This window comes from Bacteroidota bacterium (genome assembly GCA_017303905.1).
In the GTDB taxonomy this organism is placed as follows: Bacteria; Bacteroidota; Bacteroidia; order B-17B0; family Aurantibacillaceae; genus JAHEYG01.
The window spans coordinates 578,377-598,413 of sequence record JAFLBH010000003.1 but is presented as its reverse complement, the minus strand read 5'-3'; the positions used below and the strand labels follow the sequence as shown (position 1 = coordinate 598,413).

General features: G+C 36.9%; 14 protein-coding genes. 8 read left to right on the top strand and 6 right to left on the bottom strand.

What is annotated here, in order from left to right; translation table 11 throughout:
* From J0L69_13235 to J0L69_13215, 5 genes are read right to left on the bottom strand one after another with little or no spacing between them, the layout of a single operon-like run.
* On the bottom strand, positions 1-1,941 hold the full coding sequence (locus J0L69_13235; GenBank protein ID MBN8694151.1) for a T9SS type A sorting domain-containing protein: 1,941 nt from the start codon (positions 1,939-1,941) through the stop codon (positions 1-3).
* A 4-nt stretch (positions 1,942-1,945) separates the two neighbouring features.
* Complete coding sequence (locus tag J0L69_13230; protein ID MBN8694150.1) at positions 1,946-2,551, bottom strand: PASTA domain-containing protein; 606 nt, start codon at positions 2,549-2,551, stop codon at positions 1,946-1,948.
* A gap of 36 nt (positions 2,552-2,587) precedes the next feature.
* Positions 2,588-3,187: a bifunctional nuclease family protein gene (locus J0L69_13225; GenBank protein MBN8694149.1), complete on the bottom strand. Its 600-nt coding sequence runs from the start codon at positions 3,185-3,187 to the stop codon at positions 2,588-2,590.
* Between the two features lie 38 nt (positions 3,188-3,225).
* Positions 3,226-4,209: an electron transfer flavoprotein subunit alpha/FixB family protein gene (locus tag J0L69_13220; GenBank protein ID MBN8694148.1), complete on the bottom strand. Its 984-nt coding sequence runs from the start codon at positions 4,207-4,209 to the stop codon at positions 3,226-3,228.
* A 27-nt stretch (positions 4,210-4,236) separates the two neighbouring features.
* Positions 4,237-4,980 carry an electron transfer flavoprotein subunit beta/FixA family protein gene (locus J0L69_13215; GenBank protein ID MBN8694147.1) on the bottom strand — a complete coding sequence of 248 codons (744 nt, stop codon included), beginning with the start codon at positions 4,978-4,980 and terminating at the stop codon, positions 4,237-4,239.
* A 129-nt stretch (positions 4,981-5,109) separates the two neighbouring features.
* Here J0L69_13215 and J0L69_13210 point away from each other — a divergent pair, with 129 nt between their 5' ends.
* The 3 genes from J0L69_13210 to J0L69_13200 all read left to right on the top strand — a co-directional run bounded on the left by J0L69_13210 (position 5,110) and on the right by J0L69_13200 (position 10,089).
* Positions 5,110-6,087 (top strand): pyruvate dehydrogenase complex E1 component subunit beta, encoded by a 978-nt coding sequence (locus J0L69_13210; protein ID MBN8694146.1) that lies wholly within the window; start codon positions 5,110-5,112, stop codon positions 6,085-6,087.
* A gap of 54 nt (positions 6,088-6,141) precedes the next feature.
* On the top strand, positions 6,142-7,305 hold the full coding sequence (locus J0L69_13205) for a proline dehydrogenase family protein (protein ID MBN8694145.1): 1,164 nt from the start codon (positions 6,142-6,144) through the stop codon (positions 7,303-7,305).
* Positions 7,306-7,392: 87 nt separating this feature from the next.
* The gene (locus J0L69_13200; GenBank protein ID MBN8694144.1) at positions 7,393-10,089 is read left to right on the top strand and encodes a DUF4173 domain-containing protein; all 2,697 of its coding nucleotides are present in this window, start codon (positions 7,393-7,395) and stop codon (positions 10,087-10,089) included.
* Here the strand turns inward: J0L69_13200 and J0L69_13195 are convergent.
* On the bottom strand, positions 10,086-11,138 hold the full coding sequence (locus J0L69_13195; protein MBN8694143.1) for a hypothetical protein: 1,053 nt from the start codon (positions 11,136-11,138) through the stop codon (positions 10,086-10,088). The genes J0L69_13200 and J0L69_13195 overlap by 4 nt on opposite strands.
* 295 nt (positions 11,139-11,433) lie before the next feature.
* Between J0L69_13195 and J0L69_13190 the strand changes: the two genes are divergently transcribed.
* The 5 genes from J0L69_13190 (at position 11,434) to J0L69_13170 (ending at position 20,018) form a co-directional block, all read left to right on the top strand.
* A complete protein-coding gene (locus J0L69_13190; protein ID MBN8694142.1) occupies positions 11,434-13,986 on the top strand; it encodes a hypothetical protein in 2,553 nt (850 codons plus the stop codon).
* 18 nt (positions 13,987-14,004) lie between these two features.
* Positions 14,005-15,258 (top strand): choice-of-anchor J domain-containing protein, encoded by a 1,254-nt coding sequence (locus J0L69_13185; protein ID MBN8694141.1) that lies wholly within the window; start codon positions 14,005-14,007, stop codon positions 15,256-15,258.
* Between the two features lie 114 nt (positions 15,259-15,372).
* A complete protein-coding gene (locus J0L69_13180; protein ID MBN8694140.1) occupies positions 15,373-16,236 on the top strand; it encodes a hypothetical protein in 864 nt (287 codons plus the stop codon).
* 168 nt (positions 16,237-16,404) lie between these two features.
* On the top strand, positions 16,405-18,777 hold the full coding sequence (locus tag J0L69_13175) for a DUF2339 domain-containing protein (protein ID MBN8694139.1): 2,373 nt from the start codon (positions 16,405-16,407) through the stop codon (positions 18,775-18,777).
* Positions 18,774-20,018: a hypothetical protein gene (locus J0L69_13170; GenBank protein MBN8694138.1), complete on the top strand. Its 1,245-nt coding sequence runs from the start codon at positions 18,774-18,776 to the stop codon at positions 20,016-20,018. Before J0L69_13175 ends, J0L69_13170 begins: the two co-directional genes overlap by 4 nt.
* Positions 20,019-20,037: the final 19 nt, after the last annotated feature.

The window sequence follows — 20,037 nt, the reverse complement described above, 5'->3', positions numbered from 1 at the left end:
TTATCGCGAAATGATGAATTTGTTTTGCGATACAACTTTGTTGTTTTGTTTGATAACAATGAAGTACATACCCGCTGCATATTCGGATAAAGTAATTTCTTTTACACCATTGCCAAGTTCTTCTTCATTCAGTTTGTTTCCTAAAACAGAGTACAATTCAATTTTACAATCATTGCACTCACTAATGTTTTTTGTTTCAATGAATAATTTGTCGCTGGCCGGATTAGGATAAATTTTAACGGAACTTTCTTTTTTGTTCTCTGTTTCTTTAATACCAACCAATGCTCTTGCACTCGGGCCAACAATAGGATGTATCATAATAGATCCCGGAATGGCGGATTGTTGCCAGAAACCGCTTACATCATAATACAAAGCATCTTTATGATCAAAGTTTCTATCGAACCCGATATTCAATTGCTGATTGGTGGTTTGCACGATGCCGCAATAATAAGTTCCGGGGTTCAAAATAATTGGTGTAGTGTAAAAATAACGCGGCATTTGATTGTGGCCAATCTGTAAGTATTTCGGGTAAGCCACACTATCGCGGCGTATAACGGTTCCCGGACTACCCCCGCCATCGCTCCATAAATACATACGGTAAGTTGTGGCTTGAATTAAATTACCCTGTGTGATAGGATTGAAATAAATATCCATGCCGTGTAAAGTATCGGTTACGTTTAAAGTAAAGCGTAGAGCCAATTTAGCACCATACGTATTTAAATAATAGCCCGCTTCCGCACTGCCGTCATCGTACGCATAATAATTATTGAGTTCAAATTTTTGATAAATAGTATCGTTGTATTTCCAAACATCCGGATTAGAATTAATAATATGTCGAACATATATACGGGAACTATCGCTAAACGGACTAATCGTATAATTCACCGGCGGACTTTTATGCGTTGCTACTGAATCCCAACCACGTGTTACAAAAGGATTAACGTTACCGGCATTGGATGAACCGCTACCAAATGTATGCAGCACCGAGTAGTTCTCATCCATAATGGCATATTCGTAGTTTGTGTTCTTAACAACACCAACTGCATTGTTGCGAATGAAGTTCGAGAATTTCGTTCCCATCTCAGTGGATTGATACTGATAATATGGCATTGCCGAATAATTTTTTAAAATGGGGCGCGGCATATAGCCTAATGCCACTTCATCGTAAACTGTATCGGTTCTTAGGTAATTCTTCTTCAAAAAAATGTAATCTACATTCCAGTGATCTACACTTCCGCTGGTGGTGGCTTTGTTACGGAAACGGAATTTAAATCCGTTGTGAAAGTAAGCAGTGTCTTTGATGCGGATGAATGCGCGCTTAAACATAGTGTCGTTACCGGGAAGTGAATTGCTTCCTTTGGTACTCCACACTCTGAACCAGGCGCCATAATTAGTAACTGTACCTGTTACAACCGGATAAAGTGGTTTGTAAAAATCGACGATTAAAGAATCATTTACTTCCGGATTTTCGCCGAAGCCCCCGCGTTGGTATAAAAAAGTTAATGCGATACTATCGGCAGCATTGTATGTCCAGCTTGATTGTGTTCCTAATGAAATCGGGCGAGAGGTTAAAGTATCAGCGGCTGCTGAAACAACCGGTTGTGCAGTTAAATTATAAGGATAACCTTTTCTATTTAATCCATCGAAAGTTGCCACGCCAATACTTGGTGGCGCAATGGCAAAGCCTGTGTTTACATATACACTGGAGTCTGTCCAATGCGTACCACTCGGATAAATGGAACGGGAAGCGTAATAAAAATCTTCAAAGAAGGGTAGGGTGTCGTAAAGCGCGGTTACTTTTTGCAGTGAATTATTTTTTTGAGCTTGTGGTGAATGATACATCAGATTAATGTTGCCATTCAGAGGAACCAGTTTCTCTTGCGAGAAGGCGATTTCCTTGCAGAACATCACACTCATTAATATCAAAATTATTTTTCTCATCTCTTTACTCAAAATTTGTTGGATCGGTTGATACAGCGGCACTATCTCCCGAATTAATATATCGCTCTTTTCTTCCGATGCTAATGCTGATGACAGTTCCTTTTTTCACCATAGCGCCGGGCTCAATTTTTTTACCGTTGGCATATTGTTCTAATACGCAACCGTTGCAATCACCCGCAACTTCAGTAATCTTGCCAACTTTTAATCCGTAGCTTTCAATCATCAATACAGCCTGGCGCGCGCTACGGTCAATTAATTTTGGCATGACTAATTGCGGTGGTTGAAATCCAGTAACGTATAAATACACCGTTCTATTGCGTTTAACGCGGGTTTTTGTTTCAGGGTCTTGGCGAATAACAACTCCCGGTTTTTCTTTTGGCGCGTAAATACTGTCGATGATCTGATAGCGTAAATCTTTACCGGTAATGAAAGCCTCTAGTTCTTTTATGGATTTACCTTTGAAATCCGGAACTTCCACGCTCTCGCCATGTTGGGTATATGAATTCAAGCTTTTTACTAAAATCCAAAGCGTCACAATAACCGTTAGAGTGGCAATACCAAAATGGAGGAAAAACTGTTTTGATTTGATAAAGGCAAAAAATTCCTTCATGATTTTTTTATTTTTTGCTTTTCAAATAAATGTTGATTAGGATTTTTTACGAACGTTTAATTCGTCGCGGATTTTAGAAGCCGTTTCGTATTGTTCATCGTCCAGTGCTGTTTGTAAAAGATTTTTTAATTCTTCGGTACTTTTACTTTTTAAATCATCTGTATCACCTGAAACTTCTTTTTGCGGAACTTCAGCTTCGATGTTTCCGGCGATACCCGCATTCTCATCATCCAACACAATACCGGCAGATTTTAAAATAAATTCGTAAGTATAAATTGGGCATGCAAAACGAACGGCCAAAGCAATCGCGTCGCTGGTGCGCGCATCAATTTCTACATCTTTAGTGCCATCGTTGCAAATGAGCTTCGCGTAAAAAATCCCTTCTACTAAATTATAAATAAGAACCTCGTTCACTTGAACGTCGAAGGTTTCGGCAAATGTTTTAAATAAATCGTGAGTAAGCGGACGGCTTGGCGTCATTTTTTCTAACTCAATGGCAATGGCCTGCGCTTCAAAACCACCAATGATAATTGGCAGGCGGCGGGTTCCGGCACTTTCACCTAGAACCAGAGCATAAGCACCGGATTGTGTTTGGCTGTAAGAGAGTCCAACTATTTCAAGCCTTACTTTTTTCATTCCCATGAGAAGTTCTAATTTACAAAAAAATGCCTGAATTAGTTCTGGTTAGCTTTAAATTTTTTAACCGCTTCTACCAATTTAGGAAGAATAGTGAAAGCATCACCAACAATTCCGTAATCGGCAGATTTAAAGAAAGGAGCTTCTTTATCGTTATTGATTACAACAATGGTTTTGCTTCCGTTAACTCCGGCTAAATGTTGAATAGCGCCTGAAATACCTATGGCGATATATAAGTTCGGACGAATAGCCACACCGGTTTGTCCAACGTGCTCGTGGTGCGGACGCCAATGCATATCAGCAACCGGACGAGAACAAGCTGTGGTTGCACCTAAAGCTTTCGCTAAATCTTCAACCATTCCCCAGTTTTCAGGACCTTTCATGCCGCGACCTGCACTAACTACTAATTCAGCTTCAGGAAGCGGAACCATACCCCCAACATCAGTTGATTTAACTTCTTTCACTTTAATTTTTGATTGTACGGAAGATAAATCCACATTAAAATCAGAAACTGTTGCGCTGTTATCGCCTAATTTTACAGGGAAAGAGTTAGGTAATAAAGAAATTATTTTAACATCACTGTGGATGGTATAAATTGCGGTAGCCTTACCTGAGAAAACATTTTTCTTCACATCTAATCCGCTGCCATTTACAGCAGGATAATCAACCGCACCTGCCACTAAGCCGGCTTTTAATTTCGCCGATAAACGAGGCGCTACTGCTTTTCCTGTGATATCGAATGAGAAAATAATCACTTTTGCGCCTTCTGCTTTTGCGGCTTGTTCAACAGCGGCAGATACAGCCATACTGTCTAATCCTTTTAAAGCATCATTCTTTACAGATAAAATTTTCTTAGCGCCTGCTTTTCCGATTTCTTCTATTTGCGCCGCATCCGCGTTAATGGCGATTGCAGTTACAGAAGAACCGGTAAGTTCAGCAATTTTTGCTCCGTAGTTAATTGCTTCTAATGAAGCCTTCTTAACTTTTCCTTTATTAATTTCAGTATAAACTAGAACTGACATATGATAATGTTTTTTAAAATTCTACAATTAGATAACTTTTGCTTCTGTATGTAATAGATTTACTAATTCTTCTAAATTATTTTCATCTATCATTTTGCAAGTAGTACGACCTGCCGATAAAGCATATGATTTAATACTGGTTAATTTTTCGGCACCGGTAGCAGCAACTACGGTTAAAGGTTTTGTACGAGCTCCCATAATTCCTTTCATATTCGGAATTCTTTGCTCTGCCATGCCTTTCGCGCATGATAAAACCATTGGTAATTCGCAATCTACCACTTGAGTTCCACCGTCAACATCATGTTCAACAGTAGCAACATTTCCGTTTAATTCGAATTTAGTAGCTAAAGAAACATAAGGTAAATCCATAAATCCGGCAATCATACCGCCAACAGAAGAACCGTTGAAGTTAATGGTTTCTTTACCTACCATAACTAATTCATAACCGTTTGATTTTGCATAATTTGCAATTTGTTCAGCCACAAAATAAGCATCCGGGCCTTCAGCGTCAATACGTACACCATCGTCGGCGCCTAAAGCAAACCCTTTACGGATAGTGGCTTCGCTATCAGCTAGTCCCACATGAATAAGCGTTACTTTTTCTGCTTTTCCGGCCTCTTTTAATTCAAGGGCGCGAACCAGGGCATACCACTCATCATAAGGGTTAATAATAAACTGAACACCGGCAGTGTTAAACTTAGTATCGTTGTCGCTGAACGCAATCTTGGTTGTTGTATCAGGAACGTTGCTGATGGCTACTAATATTTTCATAGGATTTTCTAAATAAAAAACGGTTCGCAAAGATAAAAATTTAGGCTGTCTGACAAAAAAAACTTTAAGCTCTTTTATCCTAGGATATAAACAGAAAAACCCTAATTTTGTTCGCTACAAAACACTGCTATGAGAGTTATCGAATTTCGTGAAGCCCTTAGGGAAGCGATGAGCGAAGAAATGCGCCGCGACCCAAATGTTTTTTTAATGGGCGAAGAGGTTGCCGAATATAACGGAGCTTATAAAGTTAGTAAAGGCATGCTGGCCGAATTTGGCGCTAAGCGTGTGATTGATACACCAATAGCCGAATTAGGATTCGCAGGTATAGGTGTTGGAGCAGCAATGAACGGTTTACGTCCGATTGTTGAATTCATGACGTTTAATTTTTCCTTAGTTGCCATTGATCAGATTATTAACTCCGCCGCTAAGATTTTAAGCATGAGTGGCGGACAATACGGCGCTCCTATTGTGTTTCGCGGACCAACCGCAAGTGCCGGGATGTTGAGCTCTCAGCACTCTCAAGCCTTTGAGAGTTGGTATGCGAATTGTCCGGGTTTAAAAGTAATTGTTCCGAGTAATGGTTACGATGCGAAAGGATTATTGAAATCAGCCATCCGCGATAACGATCCAGTAATTTTCATGGAGAGTGAGCAAATGTATGGCGATAAAATGGAAGTGCCGGAGGAAGAATATTTAATTCCGATTGGCGTTGCCGATATAAAAAAGCCGGGAACCGATGTGACCATCGTTTCATTCGGGAAAATATTAAAAGTAGCGATGGCTGCTGCTGCCGAACTTGAAAAAGAAGGCATCAGTGCTGAGGTTATTGATTTAAGAACTGTTCGTCCGATTGATTATGAAACAGTAATTGAATCAGTGAAAAAAACCAATCGTTTGGTAATTGTAGAAGAGGCTTGGCCTTTAGCCAGTATCTCCAGCGAAATTACCTTCAATGTACAGAAAAACGCTTTCGATTATTTAGATGCTCCAATACGTCGTGTTACATCAGCCGATGTTCCATTACCGTATGCTCCCACTTTAATTGAAGCCTCATTGCCCAATGTAGCTCGTACTGTTAAAGCTGTAAAAGAAGTGATGTACAGATAAAATTCAGAAGAAGCATGTGAATAACATGCTTTTTTTCTGCTCAAAAAATTAAATATGGTTTCTTTTGATAACACACAAATTGCTTTTATTTCTAAAAGTGATTCCGACTTAAAACAATCTTATTGGTTATTTAAATTAATTGGTAATCCTACGCTAGTAAAATACGGCGGAGGCTTAGCTCCTCTAGGTTTAAAATTAGGCTTCAAAGGTTTGATTAAAAGCACCATTTTTAAGCAGTTTGTAGGTGGTGAAAACATTGCCGATTGCAACAAAACCATTGAGCAATTAGGAAAGTATAATATCGGAACCATTTTAGATTACAGTGTGGAGGGAAAAGAAAGTGAAACCGATTTCGATAATTGCTGTAAAGAAACCATAGAAACCATTCACCGCGCTAAAAACGATAAAAATATTCCGTTTAGTGTTTTTAAAGTGACCGGATTGGCGCGCTTTGCTTTATTAGAAAAGGTAACCGCTAAGCAAAATTTAAGTTCTGAAGAAAGTGCTGAATACGAACGTGTACGCGAACGTGTACGAAAGATTTGTGAAGAGGCTTACACTAACAAACAACCTTTGTTTATTGACGCGGAAGAAAGCTGGATTCAACAAGCCATTGATGATTTAGCGAATGAAAACATGGCGCGCTATAACAAGAATGAAGCCATTGTTTATAATACATTTCAATTATACCGTAAAGACCGTTTAGCTTATTTAAAAACAACCTTAGAAATGGGCAAGACTAACGGTTATCACGTGGGGGCAAAGTTAGTACGTGGTGCTTATATGGAAAAAGAAAGAGCGCGTGCTGCTGAAATGAATTATCCTTCACCAATACAAGACACAAAAGCGAATAGTGATAAAGATTACGATTTAGCTGTAGAATTTTGCGTAGAGAACATCGACCGCATGGGCTTGTGTGCAGGTACACATAACGAAAAGAGCAGTTTGTTGTTGGTGGATTTAATGAAGAAGAAGAACATCGCGGCAAACGATAAAAGAGTATTTTTCTCACAGTTGCTAGGTATGAGCGACCATATCAGTTATAATCTTTCGCAGAACGGATACAATGTGGCTAAATACGTGCCTTATGGTCCGGTGAAAGAGGTATTGCCGTATTTAATTCGCCGTGCTCAGGAAAACACCAGTGTAAAGGGGCAAACCGGTCGCGAGTTATCGCTTATCATTAAAGAAAAGGAAAGAAGAAGTAAGGCCAAATAAGCTTGTTTATTTCTTTTAGCTTTTTTTAAGGATTACCTTATACTATTTCGGGTATAAATACGTTAGAAGCCTAAACCCCTTTTATACATGAAAAAAAACGACTGGGTACTACTCGTGTCGGTTCTGTTGTACAGCTATTTGTTTTACGAACAGGCTGCCGGAATCAATTTTCTAATTTTCAATTTAGCACTTGTTGCAGGTGCAGCCATCAAAAATCCTGAAGCGCGAAATAACCGAAGTTGGTTAATAGTTGCGGCGGGCTCCATAATTTCTTCAGCGTGTATTATGGTTTATTCGAGTCCCCTTGCCATTGTTACCAATATTTTATCCTTGGCGATTTTATCGGTTGTTAGTTTTTCTCCGAAAACATCGGTAATCGTTTCCCTGTTTCTTTCGTTTTGCTCTATCGGTTCATCCACAGTCATGATGATTTTGGATATGATAAAGCGCCGCAAGAATTCTAAAGAAATTGAAAACAAACGGCCTATTTACGTAAAGGTGCTGATGTTTATGATTGTGGCGGTGGTAACCATTTTGTTTTTTGTCATGTATCAAAATTCAAATCCTTTGTTTAAGGATTTTACCAAAAACATTAATCTCGATTTTATTTCTGTGCCTTGGTTGTTTTTTACATTGGGCGGATTGCTATTATTATATGGTTATTATTATGTTCGTCATTTAGGTACTTTAACATCAACGGAAGGAGAGATCAGTAACGAACTGGATAAAGAAAAGGCCTTATCGCCCGGTTTTTTTAATCACCTGTTTAAAGAAGATACTGAAATGTTAACCGGTGTGGCCTTGTTTGCGGTGTTAAACATCATGTTACTTGTTTTAAATGTTCTGGATTTAAACTACCTCTGGTTTGACGGTACTTTGCCTGTTGGAATAAAACACAAAGAATTTGTTCACGATGGCGTTGGAACTTTAATACTCTCCGTTATTCTGGCTATTCTCATCATGCTCTATTTTTTCCGCGGCCGTTTAAATTATAAAGAGAATAATAGATGGTTGAGGTGGTTTACTTATATATGGATTGCGCAAAACGCGTTTATGATTTTCTCAACGGCCTATCGCATGAATATGTATATAGAAGAATCTGGTATCAGTTATAAAAAAATTGGCGTGTATGTGTATTTAGGCTTAACGCTGATTGGATTGGCCAGCACTTTTATAAAAGTAATAAAGCAAAAAAGTAATTGGTATTTATTTAGAGTGAATCCTCAGGCCTATTATGCCGTAATGGTTCTTAGCTGCCTGGTGAATTGGGATGTATATATTACCCATTTTAATATCAATAAGGCTATTCATGAAAATAAAAAATTGGAAAAATATTATTTAGTCGACTTAAGCTATAAAAATCTGCCAGACTTATTAATGTTGAATGACAGTATAAAAGCGTATGACGACTATGAAGCACGCGATTATTATTTTTCACTGCGCGGCACCTATTTCTATAGTTTTAAATCAGGACTTGATAAAAAACTGTACGACTTTTTAAAGGATTATGATACCGATTCGGATTGGCAATCGTATTGCGTGGAAAAGAGCAGAGTGTTCAATGATTTACTCGCCTTAAATGCAAAAGGTGAAATAAAATCGATAGAACTCAATAACGAATATTCTATCTCAACTTTAAAGCCGCTTTATCCCTTAGATAATATTGTTGAGTTACGTTTGGATAATAATGTAATGCGTGATGTAAAGGAGTTGGCCCTTTTTCCGAAATTAAAGAAGTTAAGTTTACGAAGCAATACGATCGATTCTATCCACACTTTTCCTGAATTAAAAAGCTTGGAAGATTTGGATTTATCTAGCAACACCTTAAGCGGAATTACTGCCTTAAAAAACGCGCCTTCTTTAAAGCAGCTTCGATTAGAGAGTACATCGCTTCAAGATGTAAGCATACTACCTGATTTTGAAAACCTGGAAATGTTGGATGTTTCTAATAATCCGCTGCGTGAGTTTTCTTCACTATCGCGATTTAAAAAACTGAATGATTTAAATATTGGTTCAACATTCAATTCAAGATTAGATTCGTTTCCTGTATTAGAAAATCTAAAATCATTGGATTTAAATAATAATGGAATCACAGCTTCTAACTCAGCAGAGTTGTTAGGTAAGTTCAAATCTTCCGCGCAATTAAATTCACTTAACTTGAATAATAACCAAATCGGTAATTTGTATGGTTGTATTAATGAAACTACAGGGCAAGCTCTGTTTCCTGCATTAGAAAAGTTATATGCCTATAATAACAGTATCTATACTTTGGCCGGCATTGGTGTGTTTACGCAATTGAAAGATTTACAAATTAATTCAAATAATATTAAGGAAATTGAACCTTTGTTTAAACTAAGTAAACTGCAAGTGCTCAATCTTTCCAATAACCCTTTGCAAAACATTGAGGGTATTGAGCAATTAAAGGAACTCAAAGATTTAAATCTACGCGCTTGTCATGTGCGTTCAGGATTAGATGGGCTGCAGCAAATAAAGAATTTGAGTGTATTGGATGTAAGTGAAATGGGATTAAATAGTTTGGAAGGTATAACAACTATTACATCACTCACTAAATTATATGCCGTTCAAAATAATATACGCAGCTTAAACGGAATTGAGAAATTGGTGAATTTGCAGGAGCTACATTTAACTACCAATAACATCTCGGATGTTAAGCCGCTTTACGCCTTGAAAAATTTGCGTGTGTTAAACATTGATTACATCAATCAAATAGAATTGGCTAAGCTTAAAAAAGCATTACCTGATTGTAAAATAAACGGAAATTAATTCACGCGTTCTTTCACCATCAGCATATAAACCGGAAAGTGATCACTATAACCGGCTGTATAGGCTCCGCCGCTATAGGTACGGAATGGATAACCTTTAAAATTTCCAAAATCGCTTTTTAAGTAAGCTTTATTAAATACAAAAGCTTTATAAAATTGAAAGGTTTTAAAGTCTGTTGGAAAGAACGCTTTGTTTACGATTGTTTGATCAAACAAATTCCATGAATCCTGCCATGCTAAACTGCCTATGCCTTGTTTGTGCAACGGTTCCATGGGATTAAAATAATTTCCGTCTTTAGCCTTTTTAAAATCTGCTACCGTATTCAAATGTTTCTTTACGCTTTCGTTATCGGGGTCATCGTTTAAATCTCCCATAATAACAATTTTTGTGGCGGGATTTGCTTTTTCAATGGAATCGGCAATATGTCTCGCAATCTTTGCTGCTGTGATTCTTCCCGGACGACTTGCTAATTCACCGCCTCTTCTGGATGGCCAGTGATTAATAATAAAAGCCATAGGCTCACCAAATAATAAACCGCTCACCACTAATTCGTCGCGTGTTTTGTAACCGGTGTCTTGTGCTAAGGGTACAGGATAAGTAACAACCTTGGTCACTTTAAAATGTTTGGGATTATACATAAAGCCGGGGTCAACACCGCGGGCATACGGACCATCGATTAAAACGCTTTGGTAATTGCGTGCTTTTAACTGAGGGTCTTTCGCTAAATCTTCCAAACAATTTTTATTTTCTACTTCACAAAATCCTATGCAGGATAAACCTTCAGGCGTAGCATCGATGGCCATTTCAGAAATCACTTTTGCTAAATGCTCAATTTTTTTCCAGTAGCGCGGACCGGTCCATGCGTTCACACCTTCAGGTGTAAATTCTTCATCGCTGCGTAAAGGATCGTTAAGCGTGTCGTATAAATTTTCTACATTCCAAAAGCCATAAGCTGCTACGTAGTAATTTTTCTTTTTGTCTAATGTTTGTGCAAAAGAAGTTATACCAAAAGCAACTAATGCAACTAAAAGTTTAAATTTCAAATTCATAGTTTGAATAAAAAGCGAGCGTCAAAAGTAAACAATAAAAATTGACAGCCACTAAAAACTAAAATCTAATTCCCTAATTCTTTTTAGTGTTTTAGAGATTTAACATTATCGCCCCTGTTTGTTAAAATAAAGCTAAATTTTGTTTACAATTCGGTAATATCAAGATTTTTAAAATTATCTATATTTGCCCGTCCCAAGGAGAAGTGATCACCCTTGACGAGAATAAAAGGTCCTCTTTTATTTTACCGAAACCACTTCACCAGTAAAATTTAAAACAAACAATTTCACACATAGAATGATTAAAAAACTCTTAACCGTTTGTATGTTATGTGCCAGCATCACGGTGTTTTCGCAAGCAGATAGTACTGCTACCGAAACCGCTGTTGATACAAGTGCGAATAACCAAACATTTAACATTCCTATATTTTCTACCTCCGGTGGAGATTTAGATGCGGATGTTGAACAGCAGGATGTTTCATCCTTATTAATGTCGAGTAGAGATGTGTTTACTCAATTCTCCAGTTTTCAGTTTAGTGCGGCGCGTTTCAGAATGCGTGGTTACATGGCAGAAAATCAAAACGTCATGATTAACGGTGTAAACGTCAATAATCTTGAAACAGGCTTTAGCTCCTGGAGTAGTTGGGGTGGTTTAAATGACGTAACCCGTTATGTAGAGAATCGCTTTGGTGTGGTGTCCAACCGTTACGGATTTTCTGGTCCCGGTGGATATACCAATATTGATTCTAAAGCTTCTTCATTTAAAAAGGGTACACGTGTTGGTTATGCAAGTGCGAATCGTATTTTCCAACACCGTGCTATGTTTACACATTCAACGGGCATGATGCAAAACGGATGGGCCATTACTTTATCCGGCTCCATGCGTCAGGGTGATGCTGAGCGCGGACCAAAAATTTATGCGCCGGGAACTTATTTCAGTGCTTTTGCTTATTATGCTTCTATTGACAAGCGTATTAATGATAAACACATGTTAAGCTTTACAGGTTTTGGCGCACCAATTGAACAAGGTCGTGCAAGTGCCGCTACTTTAGAAACCTTTGAAATTGCAGGGTCTAATTATTATAATAGTTTGTGGGGTTACCAAAACGGAAAGGTTCGTAATTCAAATATTTCGCGTACGCACCGTCCGATGTTAATGTTGTCACATATCTTTAACATGGGCCCGGGTAGTAAATTAACTACTTCCTTATTTTACACTTTCGGAAAAAATGGCTTAACCGGATTAAACTGGAACGACGCTCCGAATCCTCGTCCTGATTATTACCGTTACTTACCAAGTTATTATTATATGCAAGGCGATACTGCTAACGGCGATATTCTAAAATATAACTGGGAAAATAAAGTGGGCAGTACTCAACAAATCGATTGGGATCGTTTAATCCGCATGAATCAGGATAATTTATACACGCCACCTTCACAATTAGGTCAGGGCATTAATACCACAGAAACCCGCGCACGCTATATTCTTGAAAATAAAATTGAGGATTTAAAAAACTACGGATTTAATACGGTGTTTAATAAACGAATTAAAGATTTATTCGTGAGTATTGGTGCCAACGGAAATATTTATAAAAACAGAAAGTATAAAGTATTAGAGGATTTATTAGGCGCTTCGTTTTGGATGGATGTGGATCAATTCGCGGAGAACTTAGGTGTAGATGAAACATTTCAGCAAAATGATTTAGATAATCCTAACAAGAAAATACGTGAAGGCGAAAAATTTGGTTATGATTATACCATTAATGTGAATCGCGCTGAATTATGGGGACAAGCAGAATACACGATGAATAAAGTAGATGTGTATTTTGGATTAACCGTATCGAATAATACAATTTGGCGCGAAGGTCATGTGGCGAATGGAAAATTTCCTACAACAAGTAAGGGCGAAAGTAAGAAATCCAACTTCTTAAATTATGGTGTAAAAGGTGGAGCAACTTATAAAATTAGCGGAAGACATTTCGTAACAGCAAACGGAACGTATTTCACAAGAACACCTGAAGCGAATAGTATTTTTGTTTCGCAACGTGTGAGAAATGATTTGGTGAATGGAGTAACCAATGAAGAAGTGATTTCTGCCGATGTGAATTATTTGGCAAAATTCCCAACCTTCAAAATGCGTTTAACTTATTACTATACGCAAATTAATAATCAAACATGGGTAAGAACCTTTTGGCATGATACATATAACAATAATGTTAATTTAATAATGACAGGTGTAAACCAAACTCATCAAGGCGTTGAATTGGGATTAGAAAAATCATTCTTTACATCTCACATTATTCAAGCGGTATTTAACTACGGACAAAATCTTTATACCAATAGGCCTAAATTACAAGCTTGGCAAGATAATAATGCAACTGAAATTTATAAGGAAAGAACGGCATATTTAATCAATTACAGAGTAGGTGGTTCTCCGCAAATGGTAGCAGGGATTGGTTATAAATACAATGCCAAGAAATATTGGTTTGCCGGAGTTTACTTTAATTACTTTGATGAAATTTACATTGAACCAAATCCTGACAGAAGAACGGCAGAGGCAATTGATAAGTTTGTAGAAGGAGAATACGATGTTTACGCGCCAATTATTGAGCAAGAGAAATTACCAAGGTACTTCACGTTAAACGCGAATGCCGGAAAGTCTTTCCGCATTCAGAAAAAATACTTCTTAAATTTTAACTTAAGCGTTAATAACATCTTAAATAACCAAAGTAACATTACAAGTGGTTTCGAGCAATTACGTTGGGACTATTCTAACGTAAGCAAATTCGACAATAAATACTACTACATGCAAGGCATCACCTACATGTTTATTGTAAATTTCAGTTTTTAATATTAATTTTATGTAGCAATGAAAAAAATAATCGCATTATCAACCTTAGTTTTAGCAGGAACACTTGCTATTACATCTTGTAAAAAGAAATTTGATGAGCCGCCGGTAAAATCAATTCCTGAAAGCGCAAGAATTACGATTGGTCAGTTAAAGTCGAAATATACTTTGAATCCAAATCAAAATTACCGTTTTCAAAACGATAGTAATCTATACTGTGTAGTGACTTCCGATGAGGTTAGCGGAAATTTGTATAAAGAAGTTTATGTAAAAGACGCCACCGGAGCATTGCACTTGCGTTTAGTTTACAGTGGTGGATTGTATATCGGCGATAGTATCCGTATTAACTTAAAGGGATGTTATTTAAATGACGACAATAATTTGATTCAATTAGATTCAGTTAACACTGAGAAAAGTGTTGTAAAATTAGCGAGTGGTTTAAATCCACAACCGGAAGTAATGACGATCACTCAAATTACCTCTAATACTTCTGCTACTAATACAGCTCAATCAAAATTAGTTCGTATTGATAACGTAGAATTTACAAATGTTTCTTATCCTACATTTGCTGATGCAGTTGGTAAGGTAGACAAAAACCAAATCATTAAGTCATGCAGTTCGCCAACTTTAACTGTGCGTACAAGTGGTTATTCAAACTTTGCAGCAACACCAATTCCAACCGGTAACGGAAGCATCATTGCAATCGTTAGTCAGTATGGCACCACCATGCAATTAAGTATTCGTAAAATAGGTGAAGTAAATATGACCGGTGCTTTATGCGGTTCTACCTTAGCTCCGGGCACTTATTTAAGTAAAGATTTTGAAGATTTAAGCATCACCAGCGGTGGTTGGACACAACAAAACGTTATAGGCTCCATTAATTGGACAGCCTCTTCATTTGGCTCGCAAAATTTCGCGAAGTGTACAAATTTCTCAGGTTCTAACGTAGCATGTGAAACTTGGTTAATCTCGCCTCCTGTAAGTATTGCAACTTCAACCAATCCTAATTTATATTTCCAAAGCGCATGTAATTATGCGGGAGCTCAATTAGAAGTATGGGTTTCTACAAACTATACTTCAGGAGCGCCTTCAACAGCAACCTGGACTCAATTATCACCTACATTATCAGCAGGAAGCTGGGTGTTTACATCCTCAGGAACTGTATCCTTATCGGCCTACAAATCGGCTAACACCCGCATTGCTTTCAAATACGTTGGTTCTAATACGGATGGTAAGACTTGGGAAGTAGACGACGTATTAATCAAGGAAAATTAAGCTATCTGATTAAAAATCAGAGGTTCATTTCTTCTAAAAAAATCTTAAAAGCGGGTTACTTACCCGCTTTTTTGGTATTAATAAGTACATTTGCAAACCAATTTTTATTCGAATATGAAAACTATTAAATTTTTTATCGTGGCTTTGTTTTTAGGCTTAGCTGCAATCAATTTTACATCTTGCAAGGGTTCTGATGAGAAGGAACCAAATCCTTTAGCTGACAGCTTAAGCGGATTAAACAGCGAATTAAACGGAAAGCTTTCTGAAAAAGAAGCAGCCATTCAGCAATTCGTAACTACGTTTAACGAAATTCAAGACAACTTGAATGCAATTAAAGAAAAAGAAAAAATCGTTACAGGTTCTGCAAAAGCAGGTGATGTTAAAAGTAAAGAAGATCAAATTAAGGAAGACATCCAGGCTATTTATGATTTGATGGGTAAAAACAAAAACCGCATTAACTCATTAACCAAAAAATTAAAAGCCAGCAAAGTTCAGATTGAAGGTTTAGAAAAAATGTTAGAGACATTACAAGCTCAGTTAACTGCAAAGGATAATGAGATTACTGATTTAAAATCTCAGATCGAAGCTTTAAACATTGAGTTAAGCAACATCAACATGAACTACGAAGAAATTGAGCAGGAAGTGGAAGTGAAGACAGAAAAATTAAACACTGCTTATTATGCTTTCGGTACAAGTAAAGAATTAAAGGAAAAAGGTATCATTACTAAAGAAGGTGGATTTATCGGAATTGGTAAGTCATCAAAATTAAAAGATGATTTCAACCGTGATTACTTTACGAAATTAGATATTACACAAACAAGTTCAATTGTGATTGGCGCGAAGAAAGTGAAAATCTTAACTACTCACCCAAGCAACTCTTACAAGTTAATTGGCGAAAAAACAGTTGAGAAAATCGAAATCACCAATGCTGAAGAGTTTTGGGGAGCTTCAAAATATTTAGTGATTATTATTGAATAATAAATAATAAGATTGACTTTAAAACGGAGGCCTCAAGCCTCCGTTTTTATTTTGTATTAGCATATTTTAACAGGCTTTTAATAATCGCTTCATAAATTTGATTTACATCAAGAAGCTCAATCCGAAAATTCTTTTACCTTTAGTATAAGGTTAAATCAACCCCCTTGCATGACAAACGACGAAAAGATTAATTTAATCGGACAGAAAATTTTATTGCTGTCTAAAAATCTCGACAATTACAAACAAGAACTTGAATTTTTACAGCAGCAGTTAAATGAACTGAAAGGTGTAAAATCTACCCAAGCATACACTAAAGCAGAGGAGCAAATAACTCCGCCAAAAATTGAAACAATTACGCCTCCACCGGTTGTAGAAACAATTAAGGAAGAGAAAGTAGCCGTTAAAGAAGAAGTTTCGGCCTATGCCTACGAGGGTGAAACTAAAAAATCTTTTACTGCCGGATTAAATTTTGAAGAGAAAATCGGCGCACGTTGGTTTAGCATCATTGGTATTATCACTTTGGTGCTGGGTGTTGCCATTGGTGTTAAATACGCTATTGATAAGGATTTAATTAATGAAACAACCCGATTAGTATTAGGTTATCTGGCGGGGACATTAATTCTTGGACTGGCATTAGTTTATAAAAGGAAATACGAAGTGTTTAGTGCTGTTCTCCTGAGTGGCGCAATGGCCATCATGTATTTTACAACTTACATCGGCTATTCACATTATCATTTCTATAATGCCCCCGTTGCTTTTGTCATCATGGCTTTATTTACCGCCTTTACGGTTTTTGCAGCGCATGTTTATAATTATGAAATCATCGCCTTAATTGGATTAATCGGCGGTTATATACTCCCTCCATTATTAAGTACAGGTAGCGGCGAAATACAATACATGTTTGGATTTATGCTTATTCTAAACCTGGGGGTATTAGTCTTGGCGTTTAAGAAGTACTGGAAGTTTGTGAACCATGTAGCTTATGCATTAACGTGGCTGATATTTTCCGGCTGGATGCTTTCTTCTTATGAAGCAGATCGCTTTTTCGGACGAACACTGTTTTTCTCCACGGCATTTTATTTAGTGTTTTATTTATCCTTTATTTCTTATAAAGTTTTCCGAAACAAAAACTTCAGTGTGTGGGATGTGGTGCTGGTGTTAAGCAACAGCTTGATTTATTTTGGTATTGGCTATAATGCCATGGACGATAAATATTATGAGCAATTCCAGGGATTATTCTGCGTATTTAATGCCTTAATTCATTTAGGATTTGCGGTATTATGTAAAAAGAAGGAATTGAATGATAAAACCATTTATCATTTCATTTTAGCGATGGTGATTAGTTTCATTACAATGGCTATCCCAGTACAGCTCGAGGGGAATTATGTCACCATCATTTGGGTTATGGAAATGATTGTGTTAATGTGGATGACACAAAGAACAGGTGTGAACACATACCGCTATTTATCGTATGGAATTTCCTTATTAGCCTTTTTTAGTTTAATACACGATTGGAGCAATTACTCTTACTTTAGTAATAACACCGATACAACATTAGCGCTTCAACCGATACTTAACCGTTATTTTTTAACGAGTATCCTCGGTACAGTAGGCTTTGCTTTCCTATGGAAAATGAATAAAATGAATTTGGAGACAGTACTCTCCCGCATCGCAAACATTTTTTTAATTGTAATAGGATTGCTGGTTTGTTATATGACTTTCTCAAACGAAATTTCACTTTACTTCGATATACAATATAAATTAACGGAGTACACGCATGTGGGTGAATACGGTGAATGGACAGACTACGATAGCTCCTGGAAGTCTTACAATGGATTATGGTTGATGAATTATAGTATTGTGTTTTTCGCTGTGCTTGGCTGGTTTGCTATTAAGAAATTTAACAGCACTGTATTCGCTTATATTTCCTGGTCACTTAATATTTTGATGGCACTTATCGCCGTCACTGCCGGGTTTTTAATTGTTTCCGATTTAAAAACGGAAGCAGTTTACAATTATGCGTATTCTCATATCAGTACATGGAATTATAATATACGTTATGCTTTTTTACCTTTTGTATTTATAATGATTGGGATGATTTATTTTTTCAGAAACTCGGAAGTGCTGAAGAAAGTAAAACCGGTAAATTACTGGTTGTTTCATATTTTAATTTTAATTGTATTAAGTAATGAATTGTCGCATATTACCACCATGCTACATTTAAATGATTACGAGCATTATCAAAAAATTGCATCACGAATGGGTTATACAGTGTTATGGGGACTTTATTCCATGGCCTTAATCGCATATGGAATTTTACGCAAGCAAAAGATGCTGCGTATCATTGCCATCAGTTTATTCGGATTGACTATTTTAAAATTAGCCGGTGATGCCATGAGTATGACCATGGGTTATCGCTTGATTGTTTTCATCACCATTGGCGTAATTTTATTATTAGTTTCGTTTATGTATCAAAAATTCAAACCATTGTTGTTTGAAGATGCTCATTCAGTTAGTAAAGAAGAAGACAACACCTTATGAAGAAAGTAATAGTATTAATTTCAGTTCTGTTTGCGTTTCGGATTTCTGCGCAATTAAATACCTATGATTACTACCGGGAAATAAAACCGGTTAGCGAAAATGGTTTTTATAAATTAAAAATTGGTTCCGGTGTTATCGATCGTCCGGGACATTACCGTGTTTTTGAAATCGGAAAGGATACTTTGGAAGTTCCGCATATTATTGAAGAGTATGATAACAGTACCTACGATAAAAGTTATTTCAGGTATTTGAATATTGTAGACAAGAGTTATATAGCCAATAAATCATCTTACGCCACCTTGGTGGTAGATTCAGGATTAACTTATTCATCCGTTTATTTAAATTTTTCGGCTCCGGAATTTTTTAAGAATGTGACTTTAGAGGGAAGTGATGATAACAAGAACTGGAAAACCATCATTGAGAACGAAAAAGTGTTTCATTATTTCCGTCCGCCATTTGATCATTACTACCGTAACAAAATTTCGTTTAGTCCTGTTACGTTCAAATATATCCGTGTGATAACGGAGGATAACGATTCACCAAAATTGGATATTTCCTCGGCATACATTCCGTTAACCGAAGAAGTGAGTAATGGTGACGGAGAATTATTACCAACCGGGTTAATAAGAACGGAAGACAAAGCAAAAAAGCAAACGGTTATTGAATGTTCGTTCAGGAGAATGTATTTTATAGGTTGTTTGCAAATAAAAGTAGAGAATGAAATGCCTTATCGTCGTGAAGTGGAAGTAGAGTTTCTTACTCAAAATACCGGAAACGATAAATGGGTAGTGTTTGGCAGAAGTGTGATTTCTTCAAATTCTTCCAACAAAATTTATTTCAAGAATTATTCTTCACGGGATGAAAATTTCAAGACAATTAAAATGCGCATCATTATTCATAATCTGGATGATCGTCCGCTCGGCAATATTGCCATAGATGCATTTACTCATGAAGAAATTTTAAAATGTAAATTGGAGAAAGATAAAAAGTATGTGTTAGCATATGGTAAAAACAATGACGCTTTACCTCAGTATGATTTACAATATTTCAAAAATGCCATTCCATTAAATCTTAAGTATGTGGAGACAGATGCGGAGAAAAAAATTTCGCATGCAACACCGGAAGTTCAGAAGCCATTATTTGGCAACAAACTATGGATTTGGATTGCGCTTACGGCAGGTGTTTTGCTCATAGGGATTTTCACCCTCAAATTATTAAAGCAAGAAGACAAACAAGCGTAAATAAAAAAACCACCGAGCG